Source organism: Bradyrhizobium sp. CCGUVB23 (assembly GCF_024199885.1).
Taxonomy (GTDB): Bacteria; Pseudomonadota; Alphaproteobacteria; order Rhizobiales; family Xanthobacteraceae; genus Bradyrhizobium.
Genome location: NZ_JANADQ010000001.1, coordinates 1,132,310 through 1,145,062 on the forward strand (window position 1 = coordinate 1,132,310; position 12,753 = coordinate 1,145,062).

Annotated in this window: 10 protein-coding genes; 4 read left to right on the forward strand and 6 right to left on the reverse strand. The window is 60.9% G+C overall.

Going from position 1 to position 12,753, the window contains the following annotated elements:
* Positions 1-37: 37 nt before the first annotated feature.
* The gene (locus NLN62_RS05360; RefSeq protein ID WP_254107788.1) at positions 38-1,705 is read right to left on the reverse strand and encodes a peptide ABC transporter substrate-binding protein; all 1,668 of its coding nucleotides are present in this window, start codon (positions 1,703-1,705) and stop codon (positions 38-40) included.
* On the reverse strand, positions 1,702-3,393 hold the full coding sequence (locus tag NLN62_RS05365; protein ID WP_254107790.1) for an ABC transporter ATP-binding protein: 1,692 nt from the start codon (positions 3,391-3,393) through the stop codon (positions 1,702-1,704). Before NLN62_RS05365 ends, NLN62_RS05360 begins: the two co-directional genes overlap by 4 nt.
* Before the next feature lie 673 nt (positions 3,394-4,066).
* Here NLN62_RS05365 and NLN62_RS05370 point away from each other — a divergent pair.
* Together NLN62_RS05370 and NLN62_RS05375 are read left to right on the forward strand one after the other, a co-directional pair.
* On the forward strand, positions 4,067-5,392 hold the full coding sequence (locus NLN62_RS05370) for an FAD-binding oxidoreductase (RefSeq protein WP_254107791.1): 1,326 nt from the start codon (positions 4,067-4,069) through the stop codon (positions 5,390-5,392).
* Positions 5,393-5,505: 113 nt separating this feature from the next.
* Positions 5,506-5,982, forward strand: coding sequence for an Lrp/AsnC family transcriptional regulator (locus tag NLN62_RS05375; RefSeq protein WP_254107793.1), 477 nt, complete (start codon positions 5,506-5,508; stop codon positions 5,980-5,982).
* A 32-nt stretch (positions 5,983-6,014) separates the two neighbouring features.
* Here NLN62_RS05375 and NLN62_RS05380 read toward each other — a convergent pair whose 3' ends face one another.
* Positions 6,015-7,391: an aspartate aminotransferase family protein gene (locus NLN62_RS05380; protein WP_254107795.1), complete on the reverse strand. Its 1,377-nt coding sequence runs from the start codon at positions 7,389-7,391 to the stop codon at positions 6,015-6,017.
* 339 nt (positions 7,392-7,730) lie between these two features.
* Here NLN62_RS05380 and NLN62_RS05385 point away from each other — a divergent pair, with 339 nt between their 5' ends.
* Positions 7,731-8,420: a haloacid dehalogenase type II gene (locus NLN62_RS05385; RefSeq protein WP_254107796.1), complete on the forward strand. Its 690-nt coding sequence runs from the start codon at positions 7,731-7,733 to the stop codon at positions 8,418-8,420.
* Positions 8,421-8,545: 125 nt separating this feature from the next.
* On the opposite strand, the gene NLN62_RS05390 is transcribed toward NLN62_RS05385, so the two are convergent.
* The 3 genes from NLN62_RS05390 to NLN62_RS05400 form a co-directional block, all read right to left on the reverse strand.
* A complete protein-coding gene (locus NLN62_RS05390) occupies positions 8,546-10,003 on the reverse strand; it encodes an NAD-dependent succinate-semialdehyde dehydrogenase (protein WP_254107798.1) in 1,458 nt (485 codons plus the stop codon).
* A 212-nt stretch (positions 10,004-10,215) separates the two neighbouring features.
* Complete coding sequence (locus tag NLN62_RS05395; protein WP_254107801.1) at positions 10,216-10,572, reverse strand: cupin domain-containing protein; 357 nt, start codon at positions 10,570-10,572, stop codon at positions 10,216-10,218.
* 13 nt (positions 10,573-10,585) lie between these two features.
* The gene (locus NLN62_RS05400) at positions 10,586-11,509 is read right to left on the reverse strand and encodes a glyoxylate/hydroxypyruvate reductase A (protein WP_254113345.1); all 924 of its coding nucleotides are present in this window, start codon (positions 11,507-11,509) and stop codon (positions 10,586-10,588) included.
* A gap of 343 nt (positions 11,510-11,852) precedes the next feature.
* Between NLN62_RS05400 and NLN62_RS05405 the strand changes: the two genes are divergently transcribed.
* Complete coding sequence (locus NLN62_RS05405; protein WP_254107803.1) at positions 11,853-12,731, forward strand: GNAT family N-acetyltransferase; 879 nt, start codon at positions 11,853-11,855, stop codon at positions 12,729-12,731.
* Positions 12,732-12,753 lie beyond the last annotated feature (22 nt).

The window sequence follows — 12,753 nt, forward strand, 5'->3', positions numbered from 1 at the left end:
TGACAATGCCGTCCGCCGCGGTCCGTCCGGCAAGACATCAGCTCGCCCAATACCAGGCAAGCGCGTTCCAGGACTCCGTGCGAGTATTGCCATTCGGCACGAATCCGTTGACCCCCTTCTTGAGACCTTCGACCGCATTGCTCTGATACAGCGGCAGGAAAGGCAGGTCGCGGCGCACGAGTTCCTGTACCCGGAAGTAGATCGCGCGCCGCGCTTCCGGATCGAAGGTGCGTGCGCCCTTGTCGAGCAAAGCATCGACCTCCTGATTTGCATACTGCGCATTGTTCGAGCCGCGGCCGCCCTTCGCTCCGATCGAGCGCGAGTGCAAGCGATTGGTGACATCCGGATCGGCGCCAATCAGATACGAGCTGCCGACGATCACGGAATCGAACTGCGATTGCATCCAGAACTCGCCCCACATCACGGCGGCCGGCAGGTTCGATATCTTCATCTCGACGCCGAGCTGCGCAAAGGTCTGCTGCAGGAACTGTTGCACCTGCTCGCGAAGAGGATCGCCCGACGTGGTCGAATTGGAAAAGGACAGGCGAACTCCGTTCTTGGCACGAATGCCGTCCGTGCCCTTTGCCCAGCCGGCTTGATCGAGGATCTTGCCCGCGCGATTCACGTCGAATTGGTGCAAGGGTAGATTGGCATTGAAGAAGAAGGACTGCCTCGGCATGAAGGTCTCTGTCGGGGTCGGCACGCCGTAATAGAGCCCCTGAATAATCGCCTCCTTGTCGATCGCCGCGTAGAGCGCCTCGCGAACGGCAAGCTCCTTGAACTGCGGGCGCTCGAGGTTCAGATAGAAGGATTCGAACGAGGTTCTTGGGACGAGAGTCACAACACGGTTTGGCAGCGTCTTGGCTTCCCCATAATGATCAGGCGTGATGTAAGGCTGGCCTACGAGATCAATGTCGCCGCTCTTGAACTGGGTGTAGAGGACCGTGAGATCGGGAATGTATTTGAAGACCAGCCTCTCGATGTGAGGGCCATCACCGAAGTATTCGCTGTTCGCAACGAGTTCGAGATGATCACCAGCAACCCTCTTGCCCCACTTGAAGGCGCCGGTACCAACCGGTGCCTGATTGAAGGCGGCGTTGTTCGGGTTGGCCTCTTTCTCGAGGATGTGCTTGGGGACGATGAAGGTTTCGGTCAGGAAGGATAGATACGGCGCAAAGGCCTCCTCCATTCGCCACGAGATCTCCGTGGGCGAGACCACCGTGATGTCGCGCACGAGGGTATGGCCAGCCGTGCGCCAACTCCGAAAGTTGGGACTCGTGATCAGTTCCAGCGTGAATTTCACGTCCTCGGCGCTGAAAGGCTTGCCGTCGTGCCAGCGGACGTCGTCACGCAAACGGACGCGCCATTTGAGACCGTCTTCCGAAATACCCCCGTTCTTTTGATCCGGCACTTCCACGGCAAGATTGGGCTGAATGACGCCTTGAGGGTCGATGCGGAAGAGCGCGTCGAACACCGAGAAATGCACACCATCATCGACTTCAATGTGTGCCATCAGCGGATTGAAGACGGTCGGCTCTTGTCCAAGGCCGACGATCACGCGCCCGGTCGGCTTTGTCGGAGTGCGCGCGTGGGCCGGCTTGCCTAGTAGATTGGGCGCGATCAGTCCGGCAGCTCCGCCGATCGCCACCATTCGCAGAGCATCACGCCGCGAGTAGCTCGATGTCGTTGCAGAACCCTTGGTCATAACGTCTCTCCTTCCTTGTGCTGTCCGCCGTACTCTGCATGTTCGGGCATGCTCCGGGGTTGCTCGCCCGGGATCGCTGCCACCAGTTCTCGCGTGTAGGTGGATTTCGGATCGAGGAAGATCTGGGACGGCGGTCCGCGTTCCACGATTTGCCCTCGATGCATGACGGCGATTTCATCGCAGATTTGGCTTGCGACGCGCAGATCATGCGTGATGAAGATCATCGAGACGCCGGTCTCCCGCTGGATCTGGTCGAGCAGCTTCAAGATCTGGGCCTGGATCGATACGTCGAGCGCTGAGACCGCTTCGTCGGCAATCAGCAATTTTGGTTTGAACATCAGCGCTCGCGCGATGCCGACGCGCTGGCGCTGCCCGCCGGAGAACTCGTGCGGATAGCGCTCAAAGGCGCCTGCATCCAGGCCGACATGAGACAGTAGCTCCCGCGCGCGCCCGCAAGCCTCGTCATAAGGCATGCCATGCGCGACGGGGCCGACTGTGAGAATTTGCCCGACCGTCGATCGCGGATTGAGAGATGCGAAAGGATCCTGAAAGATCATCTGGATCTTCGGCCGTAGCGGCCGAAACTCGGCTTCGGGAAGCCCGGCGATGTCGCGGCCCTCGAACAGAATCGAGCCGCCGTCGCACTCCATGAGCTTGATCAGCAGCCGACCGAGCGACGACTTGCCCGAACCGCTTTCCCCGACAACGCCGAGCGTGCGACCCGACGTGAGGTCGAAGCTGACGCCATTGACCGCAGGCACGATGCGCTGCGTACGGAAAAGCGCGCTGCCGCTGCGATAAGTCTTTGCCAGGCATTCGACCTTCAGGATCGACGCTCGCTCCCCGGCTTCCGAGGGAACGCGGTCCTTGCCGGTCAGGTGGGGCACGGCTGCGATCAGGCGACGCGTATAGAGATGACCGGGCGACTTCAGCACCTGTGCGGCACTGCCCTGCTCCACGCAATGGCCCTTCTCCATCACCACAACGTGGTCGGCAATCTCCGCGACAACGCCGAAATCGTGGGTGATGAACATAACGCTCATTCCCTTGCGGCGCTGAATGTCGCGGATCAATTGCAGGATCTGCGCCTGGGTCGTCACGTCGAGTGCGGTGGTCGGCTCGTCCGCGATCAGGATCGCAGGTTCGAGGGCCAGAGCCATGGCGATCATTACCCGCTGCCGCTGCCCGCCCGAAAGCCGGAAGGGATATTGGTGATACATGAGCTGCGGATCCGGCAGACCCACTTCAATCAACAAGTCTATGGCCCGGCTGCGACGGGAGGCCGGCGTGCCGACGTCGTGCGCTGCCATCACCTCCTCGATCTGCGCGCCGACAGTCATCAGCGGGTTAAGCGCCGAGAGAGGATCTTGAAAGATCATCGACACGACGCGGCCGCGCAGGCTGCGGAGCTTATCGGACGAGAGGCCGACGATGTTCCTCCCGTCCAGGTGGATCGCCCCCGAAGAGACGCGGATCACTTTGGGCAGAAGTCCCATGATCGCATTGGCTGTGACGGACTTGCCCGATCCGGACTCCCCGATGATGCACAGGATCTTGCCGCGCTGCAGGTCAAAGGAGACATTCTCGACGGCGTAGGCCCGCTCCATTCCTCCCGGCAGGCTTACGCAGAGGTCGCGCACCGAGAGCGCGACATCGGCGGGGGCGATATCTTGGATGTCAGAGGCCATAAGAACATCCTCCCCTTTCAACCGACTCCGGTCATCCTTGCGCGAGCCGAGTCTTCGAGTCCTTGCGTCCCCACGTTCCTCGGAGACAACAATTTGGCGCTCCAATTGCCATTCCCTCACCGGAGGCTGCGACATGATTCAAACCTTCTTGCGCGATAAGCAAGAGCTGTTGCTCAGACGGCAGCGCCGGCCAAGTCGACCAATTCCGTCGAGTCCCCGCTCATACGACGTGCGCGTCATGGCTTGATCGCTTCTGCGAAGGTCTGTTGCTGGACAGAGCTCATGGACTTCGCCTCCATGGACTTCGACTCATCGATCGAGATGGTATGGTTCTCCTAATTTTGACGACTTCAATCACCTTGGAGTCGCCGAAACGCAGCGCCGGGGCAGCATGAACTTCCGAAAACGAAGTCCAATTTGGCATTTCAGTCTGTGCCGCCATGGCTGGCGCCGCGCGCGCGGGGTCGGCGTCCCACGCTACGCTCAAGGCCGAATGGACCGAACGTGCGTCGGAACTCCATTCACGTGATGCGGTGCAATCAAAGTATTTTCACAACAATGGCCTGTAACAAAGGCAGCAAACGGCAGGATATTCCGTCCGGTTAAGAAAGTTCGCGGGGGCCTGCCGCGATTCCTCGGTTACGCTACGGTCATCACTGGAGGTCCCCGCCCGATGAGCGCGCCGCTCATGTATATCGAATCCAGTCCATCGCTGCCTCAAGAGGCCGACGTCGTCGTGATCGGCGGCGGAGTGGTGGGCGTGTTCACGAGCTATTACCTCGCCCGTCGCGGGCTTAAGGTCGCGCTGGTTGAAAAGGGCCGCGTCGCCGCCGAGCAGTCCAGCCGCAACTGGGGATGGTGCCGCCAACAGAACCGCGATGCACGCGAGCTGCCCCTTGCGACAAAGAGCCTCGATCTCTGGGAACGAGTTGCCCAGGAAACGGGTGAAGACACGGGCTTTCGCCGCTGCGGCCTATTGTATTTGTCGAACGACGAGAATGAGCTGGCAGGCTGGGCCAAGTGGCGAGACTTCGCCAGAACCGTTGGCGTCACGACGCATATGTTGAGCTCGGAAGAGGCGAGCGGTCGGGGGAAGGCGACGGGTCGCAAGTGGAAGGGCGGCGTCTTCTCACCGACAGACGGGACGGCGGACACTTCAAAAGCCGTCCCCATCGCCGCGCGTGCGATCATGGTGGCAGGCGGTACCGTGCACCAGCATTGCGCGGCGCGCGGCGTCGAGCTCAGTGCCGGCCGGGTCAGCGGGGTGGTGACCGAAGCCGGCACGATCCGGACGAAAACGGTGGTGATGGCAGGAGGCGCGTGGGCTTCTTCGTTCTGCAATCAGCTTGGAATTCGTTTCCCTCAGGCATCGGTGCGCCAATCCATTCTCGCCGTCGCTCCTGGCGCAGCCGGCCTGCCTGATGCGCTACACACTGCGCAGCTGTCGCTCACACGGCGCGGCAACGGCGGATACACGCTGGCCATCAGCGGGCGCGCGCGAGTCGATCCGACCCCGCAGCAGGTCAGGTTCGGCCGCGAATTCCTCCCCATGTTCGCCCGCCGCTGGCGAAGCCTCAGCCCGGGGGCCTTCGAGGGCATGCGGCAAGGCCACGAATCCCTGGCGAAATGGAGGCTCGACGAGGTGACCCCGATGGAGCTGAACCGAACGCTCAATCCCCGCCCCGACATGAGGCAGATTCGGCTGACGCATCGACGCGCGTGCAAGCTGGTCCCCGGGCTGCGGCAACTCGCGATCTCAAACGTCTGGGCCGGCTACATCGACAGCACACCGGACGGCATTCCGGCAATCGGCGAGGTTGAATCCATTCCAGGCTTCATCCTCGCGGCGGGGTTCAGTGGCCACGGCTTCGGGATCGGGCCCGGCACCGGGCACATGATCGCCGACATCATCACCGGTCGGGCACCGATCGTCGACCCGCGTCCCTACAGGCCGGAACGGCTGAGAATGAGCGCTTGGGGCAAGGTCAGCGAGTTCTGAATTGCGGCTTCCGCCTCGTTGGGAAAAGCTGCTGGTTGATGCTATGAAGATGCATATGACGCTGAAGACTCGAAGCCCCGACGCCGTTGTCGGCCCCATCTGATGGCATTGCTATGAAGCTCGATAAGATCGACATCAGGATTTTATGCGAACTGCAGAAGAACGGGCGCATTTCCAACGTCGAGCTCGCAGAGCTGATAAATCTTTCGCCGAGCCCGTGCCTGATGCGCGTCAAGAGGCTCCAGACGGAGGGCTTCATCAGAGGCTATTCCGCCCAGATCGATGTTGCCAAGCTCGGACAAACTCTAACTGTCTTCGCCGAGATCACTCTCAAGAACCACCGGCAGATCGATTTTGCTCGCTTTCTCACGACGATCGAAAAGATCGACTCCGTCGTCGAGTGCCATCTGGTTTCAGGCGGATATGACTATCTCGTCAAGTTCATCACCGCAGGAATTAGCGAATACCAGGCGGTGATGGAACGTCTCGTCGAGATGGATATCGGTATCGACAAGTACTTCAGTTTCGTCGTGCTGAAGTCCCCGATCGTGAAATCCCATCTGCCGCTCGAAAGCATCTTCAATGGCTAAGAACTAAGACAACGGCGCCGGCAGCGCGGTGATCATCCCTTCATCGCCGCGCGGACGTCCTTGTCTTCGAGCGTCTGGTCGAGCGTAGTCTTTGTCCGCTCAATAATGCCGTCGATATCGTCATCGGTACAGGACAGCGGCGGCGCATAGCCCAGCACGCCTTGCGCGAAAGCGCGGATCACGAGACCATTGTCCCATGCGCGGTCGAAGATGCGGCGCGCCGCGTCGGCTTCCGCCGGCAGAGGCGTCTTGAGCTCCTTGTCAGTCACAAGCTCGATTGCAGCCAGCATGCCGCGACCGCGGACATCGCCGACGAGCGGATGATCGGCAAGCGCGCGAAAACCCTCCATCAGGCGGTGCCCGGCCTTCCGCCCGTTGTCCAGCAAGCCGTTTTCATAGAGATCGAGGCAGGCGAGCCCAACGGCTGCGCTGACGGGATGAGCGGAATAGGTGTAGCCGTGGCCGACGGCCGCCTTGCCGGCGCCATCGGCAATCGTGTTGTAGACGCCGTCGGACATGAGAACGGCCCCCATCGGCACGTAGCCCGAGGTCAGCCCCTTTGCCGTGGTCATGAGATCCGGCACGACGTCATCCTCTTCACAGGCGAAGAGCGGACCGACACGGCCAAAGCCGGTGATGACCTCATCGGCAACGAACAGAATATCGTGCTCCTTGCAGACAGCGTGCATGGCCTTCAGCCAGGACGGCGGCGGAACGAGGACGCCTCCTGACCCCTGTATCGGCTCGACGTAGAAGGCGGCGACGCGTTCGGCGCCGAGTTCAACGATCTTGGCCCGCAGAGCGGCGACCGACGCCGCAATGATAGCCTGGGGATGGGAACCAACAGGATTGCGATAGGCGTAGTGCGAGGGGATCTTGTGTTGCCAGTCGTATGGCACCCCAAAGCCCGCATGAAAGGCGGGCAGCGCGGTCAAGCCGGCCCCCGCCGTCGACGATCCGTGGTAGCCAGATTCGACGGAAATGAACTGGTCCTTCTGTGGCGCACCCTTGGCATGATAATAGTACCTGATGAACCGGACCGTACTGTCGATGGCATCGGAGCCACCCAGCGTGAAGTAGACATGGTTCAGATCGCCAGGGGCCAATTCAGCCAACCTGGCCGCCAGCCGGATCGCCGGGTCCGAGCCCAAACCGAAATAGCCCGTCGCATAAGGCAGCTCCTGCAGCTGCCGCCTAGCCGCTTCAACGATGCTGTCCTGTCCGTAGCCGGCATTGACACACCATAGACCCGCAAAGCCATCCAGCAATTGATGTCCCGAGACGTCGGTCAGCGTCGCGCCCTTGCCTGACTTCAGCACGCGGACGCCCGTCGCCTCGTGGCTGCGATAGGACGAAACCGGGTGAATCAGATGCGCGCGATCGAGTTCAACTAGCGAGTTGCTCAACATGTTGTCCTCCAGTTCGGCCGCGATGTTTGTGCGAGCAGCCCGTCGTGTCTGGGCTCAACATAAGTTGCCGAAGACAGCACTTGCTCCCAGGTAGGACATAGACGGAGGACGTTTTGACTTTGATTGGGCACCCGTGCGGCATCTTATGCCGGCCTGATGGGGCGACGGCATTGAGGCCAAACGAAGAGAGCCGTAGTCGCGCAACTCTCTGCCACGGCTCCGATGCGATACGACACAATCTGCTCCCGACCACCGCGACATCGGCGCTTTATCTCGTCGGCTGCTCGCTATGGTGCGTGTCGTACCGGCAAGCGGTGCGAGATCGCAAGGATTGGAGCTATGGCGACATTCAGACCGAAATACATCACCTTCGACTGCTACGGCACGCTGACCAATTTCGACATGGCCGGCGCCGCGACCCGTGTCTACGGCTCGGAGCTTTCTGCCGCGGCGATGGCGAAGCTCATCAAGGACTTTTCAGCCTATCGCCTGGACGAGGTTCTCGGCGCGTGGAAACCGTACTTCGAGGTGGTGCACAACGCACTGGAACGCGCCTGCAAGCGCAATGGCGTCGTCTTTAAGCCGGAGCATGCCCAGCGCATCAATGACGAGATCCACACGTGGGGTCCACATGCCGACGTCCCGGCTGGTCTGGCCAAGGTTGCCAAAGAGATCCCGCTGGTCATTTTGTCGAACTCCATGAAGAACCTCATCATGTCCAACGTGGAGAAGCTCGGTGCTCCCTTTCACACGGTCATCACGGCCGAGGAGACTGGCGCCTACAAGCCGCACATGAAAGGCTTCGAGTACATGTTCGACAAGCTGGGCTGCGGCCCGGAGGATATCACCCACGTCTCCTCCTCGTTCCGCTACGATCTGATGACCGCCTACGATCTGGGTATCAAGAGCAAGGTATGGGTGAACCGCGGTCACGAGCCGGCGAGCCCCTTCTATGAATACACCGAGGTCTCCAGCATCGGTGGCCTGGCTGCCGCAGTCGGCCTGGAGCCTCTTCGCAAGAGCGCCTGAGCGCAGTCTTTCGGGATCCCTCGCGACGCTTCAGTTCTTGGAAAACTTCAATAGAGATCTGCGCTGGTCAAGGAAAAGGGGGCGGTTCAGCCGCCCCCTTTTCTTGTTTCAGATCCGATGGACGCTCAATCCAGGCCGCCGACATGAAGGGCCTTGCTCTCGAGATATTCTTCTATCCCGAGCTGAGATCCCTCGCGTCCCAATCCAGACTGTTTGACACCGCCGAAAGGCGCGACCTCCGTCGAGATCAGGCCGGTATTCAGGCCGACCATGCCGAACTCCAGCGCTTCGGCAACACGCCAGCAACGCTTCAGGTTTTCAGTGTAGAAATACGCCGCAAGGCCGTACGGCGTGCCGTTGGCGATCGCAATCGCCTCCTCCTCGGTCTCGAACCGGAAAAGCGGCGCGACCGGCCCGAAGGTCTCCTCCGAAGCCAGGAGCATCTCGGTCGTGGCGCCACTGAGCACGAGAGGCCGGGCATATTGCCGACCTTCCGGCACCGCCTCACTCTCCGAGATGATCTTTGCGCCCTTGTCCAGGGCATCCACGACGTGCCGCCTGATCTTCTCGATCGCCGCGCCGTTGATCATCGGCCCGATTGCGACCCCCTCTTCGGTGCCGGCGCCGACCTTCATTTTCGCGACCTTGCCGGCGAGCTTCCCTGCGAACGCATCGTAGACGCCCGATTGGACGAGAATGCGATTGCAGCAGACGCATGTCTGTCCGCCGTTGCGGAACTTCGATGCAATCGCGCCCTCGACGGCCCGGTCGATATCGGCATCGTCGAAGACGATGAAAGGCGCGTTGCCGCCGAGTTCGAGACTGAGCCGCTTGATGTTGTCGGCGGCGCCTTTCATCAGCAGCGCGCCGACGCGGGTCGATCCCGTGAACGAGATCTTGCGGACGGTCTCATTGGCCATCAGCTCTTTGCCAATGTCCGCCGGCATGCCCGTCACGATGTTGATCACGCCAGGTGGAATTCCTGCCCGCTCCGCCAGCACACCGATCGCGAGGGCCGAAAACGGCGTGAATTCGGAGGGCTTGATGACGACGGTGCAGCCCGCGGCCAGCGCGGGTGCCACTTTGCGTGTAATCATCGCGTTGGGGAAATTCCAGGGCGTAATGATCCCACAGACGCCGACCGGCTCTTTCAAGACCAGAATGCGGCGATCGACCGTGGGAGACGGGATCGTCGTTCCGTTGATCCGGCGCGCCTCTTCCGCAAACCATTTGACGAAGGAGGCCCCATAGCGGATTTCGCCGAGCGATTCCGCCAGTGGCTTACCCTGCTCCAACGTCAGCAACAGCGCCAGGTCCTGCTCGTGGCGCCGCATGAGCTCATACCAGCGCTCCAGCAGAACGGCACGCTCCGCATGAGCCGTCGCCTTCCAATGCTTGAACGCGTCGGCCGCAGCGTTGATGGCAGACCTGGCCTCCTCGCACCCCATATCCGGGATGGTGCCAAGAACTTGCTGGCTGGCAGGATCGATGACATCAACCGTTGCCTTCGCACTCGCGTCGCGCCAGTGGCCGCCGATCAGCGCCTGCTGGCGAAACAGATCCTTGTCTTTCAATGCAACCATTTATTTTTTCCCTCACCCTTGGGGGTCAAACCGCCATCACTGCCGGATATGCGATTGGCGAGACAAAGCCGTCTCAACTGAGCGATACAGCACCGCGCGCCGCATTTTTCATCGAGTAGGAAGCGTCTGACGGCGTCGAATCCGGGCAGACGGGATCTCGAAAGTCGATTGTTCTGCCGGTCGTTCAGTGACCCCGCCGTCAGGCACCGTGCTCAGTCATAGTGGCAGACATAGATCTTCCGCACCGTCTCGATCGTGCGCCAGACGCCGACAAAGCCCGGCTTCATCACAAAGCTGTCGCCGGCGCGGAAAGTCTTCGTCTCACCACCTTTTTCCTCGATTTCGATAAGACCCGAGAGGATGTGGCAGAACTCGAAGGTGGTGCCCTTGATGGAATGAGTCTCGCCGGGGGTTGCCTCCCAGACGCCCGTCAGCACTTTCTCACCCTTCGAGGCGTCCTGCGCCCAGGTCTTGAAGGACGGATTGCCCGAAATGAGCCGTTCCGGAGCTGGCTCGGCCTTCTTCGGTGCGAAGTCCGGATTGGTGTCGATGGCGATCAGAAGTGACATGGCATGTTTCCTGTTAGTAGCCCAGCGTTCGATCGACGAGGCCGATCGGATTTCGTCCGGCGCGGTGGAGCCGGATGTTCTCTATGACGGATTGCGCGGCCGTATGCGGTTGCGTCACCGACGCGATATGCGGCGTGATGATCACCTTCGGATGCGACCAGAGCGCATGGGCTTCCGGCAGCGGCTCGGGATCGGTCACGTCGAGCATCGCTGCGGCGAGACGCCCGCTGTCGAGCGCTTCGATGAGTGCGTACTGGTCAAGCTGCGGACCGCGGCCGACATGCAGCAGCCTGGCTCCCGCCGGCAGGAGAGAGAACAGCTGTGCGTTCAGGATGCCGTTTGTTTGCTCCGTCAGGGGCAGAAGACAGACGAGAATGTCAGTTCCTTTCAGGAAGCTGCCAAGCTGACCATCGCCGTGGAAGCAGGTGACGCCCTCGATCGTCTTGTTGCTGCGGTTCCACGCGGCAAGCGGAAATCCAAACGGCTTGAGGCGATCAATCGCAGCTTGCGCCAACATGCCGAGGCCCAGAAAGCCGACGCGCCGATCGGCCGCCTGGGGCGTTGCAAGAGCCTGCCATAGGCTTCTTCCCTGCTGCTCCCGATAGGCAAGCATCTCGCGATGGAGTGTCAGCACCCCAAGCACGACGTACTCCTGCATCATGCGTATGATGCCATCCTCGACCATGCGCACGAGCTTGACGTGGCCAGGTATGGTCTCCGGCTTGAACTGGTCGACCCCGGCGCCGATGGAAAAGAGCATTTCCAGATTTCGAAACCGCGAGACGTCGTCGGGCGCGTTCCAGGTTATCAGGTACCGTATCTTTTCCGGCTCGAAGCATTCGCTGGAATGATAGAACTCGAGATCAGGGAGCTCGCGCGCAAAGGCCTGCCGGAAAATAGCCGCCCGAGCAACATCGGAATTGAAAAGGAACGCCATCGACGTGGTCCTCTCAGGTCCCCGCACGGGATGCGGCGCGTTGAGACCGGCCTGGCCGGCCACCGAGGGCTGGAAAGGCAGCGAGCCCTCCAGCGAAGCCTTCAACGTTCACTGGGCTCACCCTGCCTGCTGTTGCCGGCTATCGATAAGCCGCAACCAGTAGCTTTCCCTGCTGAATCGCGTTGCACGGGCGGCGAAACATTCCGAATACCGCCTGCCAAACAGGCGAAACCTGCTGGCCTTCCGCGCTATGCTGCTGCAAAAGAGGGCTTGTGCGGCACGTAGCAGAAGGCCGGCGGGATAGGCGCAGGCTTTGAGCCCCGCGAAGGAATGGATGAGCCGAATGGGACGAACGGTACGCGTGAAGTCCTTTGAACTGGTGGCCAAGGACATCAACGACGTTGATGTGAAGCTGCTCCACGCGCTTTCGATCGGTGTCGGCTGGCCGCATCGTCCCAAGGACTGGGATTTCCTGCGCCGCGCCGGCCACGGCATCGTCGCCGTTGATGGCATAGACCGCGTTTTCGGCAGCGCGATGTGGTTCCCTTATAGCCAGGAATTCGCGACGATTGGCCTGGTGATCACATCGCCCCGAACCCAGGCACAAGGTACTGGCCGCTGGCTCATGGAGCAGGTTTTCGAGCGGTGTGGCGACCGGAATTTGGCGCTAAACTCGACCCATGCCGCCTATCACCTGTATCTGTCACTGGGGTTCACGAAGGAAGCCACCGTATATCTGTGGCAAGGAGAACTCGTCTCACCACCTCCGACGGTGCCGGCACCCGCCGGTGAATTGAGCTCGCTGTCCACCGCGAATATCGAAGAGATCGCGGCACTGGATGAACGCGCGTTCGGAACTAACCGGCAGAAACTGCTCGCATTGCTTTCTGAAGGTGCGTCAATCTCCGTCTTGCGCCGCGGCGGAGCAGCCGTCGGTTTTTCGATGAAGCGCGAATTCGGACGCGGTCATGTGATCGGCCCGATCGTCGCCAGCAATGATGGTGACGCGATCCATCTCACCGCCGTGCATCTTAAGGATCTCGCGGGACAATTCGTCCGCGTCGATACGCGGGAGCAGACGGGTCTGTTTGCCGACTTCCTTCAACAGAGCCGCCTCGGAATGACCGACACCGTCACGACGATGTCTAAGGGCCGGCGATTCCTGAGCCGAAAGGAAAATGAGCCGTGGGTCTACGGGCTAGCCGGTCACGCGTTGAGCTGAGGCTATGAAGCGAAGCTCCGTA

What these genes read in the sequence shown, in the direction of transcription:
- NLN62_RS05360 (WP_254107788.1), bottom strand. Translation starts at nt 1,705, where the DNA reads ATGACCAAGGGTTCTGCAACGACATCGAGCTACTCGCGGCGTGATGCT.
- NLN62_RS05365 (WP_254107790.1), bottom strand. Translation starts at nt 3,393, where the DNA reads ATGGCCTCTGACATCCAAGATATCGCCCCCGCCGATGTCGCGCTCTCG.
- NLN62_RS05370 (WP_254107791.1), top strand. Translation starts at nt 4,067, where the DNA reads ATGAGCGCGCCGCTCATGTATATCGAATCCAGTCCATCGCTGCCTCAA.
- NLN62_RS05375 (WP_254107793.1), top strand. Translation starts at nt 5,506, where the DNA reads ATGAAGCTCGATAAGATCGACATCAGGATTTTATGCGAACTGCAGAAG.
- NLN62_RS05380 (WP_254107795.1), bottom strand. Translation starts at nt 7,391, where the DNA reads ATGTTGAGCAACTCGCTAGTTGAACTCGATCGCGCGCATCTGATTCAC.
- NLN62_RS05385 (WP_254107796.1), top strand. Translation starts at nt 7,731, where the DNA reads ATGGCGACATTCAGACCGAAATACATCACCTTCGACTGCTACGGCACG.
- NLN62_RS05390 (WP_254107798.1), bottom strand. Translation starts at nt 10,003, where the DNA reads ATGGTTGCATTGAAAGACAAGGATCTGTTTCGCCAGCAGGCGCTGATC.
- NLN62_RS05395 (WP_254107801.1), bottom strand. Translation starts at nt 10,572, where the DNA reads ATGTCACTTCTGATCGCCATCGACACCAATCCGGACTTCGCACCGAAG.
- NLN62_RS05400 (WP_254113345.1), bottom strand. Translation starts at nt 11,509, where the DNA reads ATGGCGTTCCTTTTCAATTCCGATGTTGCTCGGGCGGCTATTTTCCGG.
- NLN62_RS05405 (WP_254107803.1), top strand. Translation starts at nt 11,853, where the DNA reads ATGGGACGAACGGTACGCGTGAAGTCCTTTGAACTGGTGGCCAAGGAC.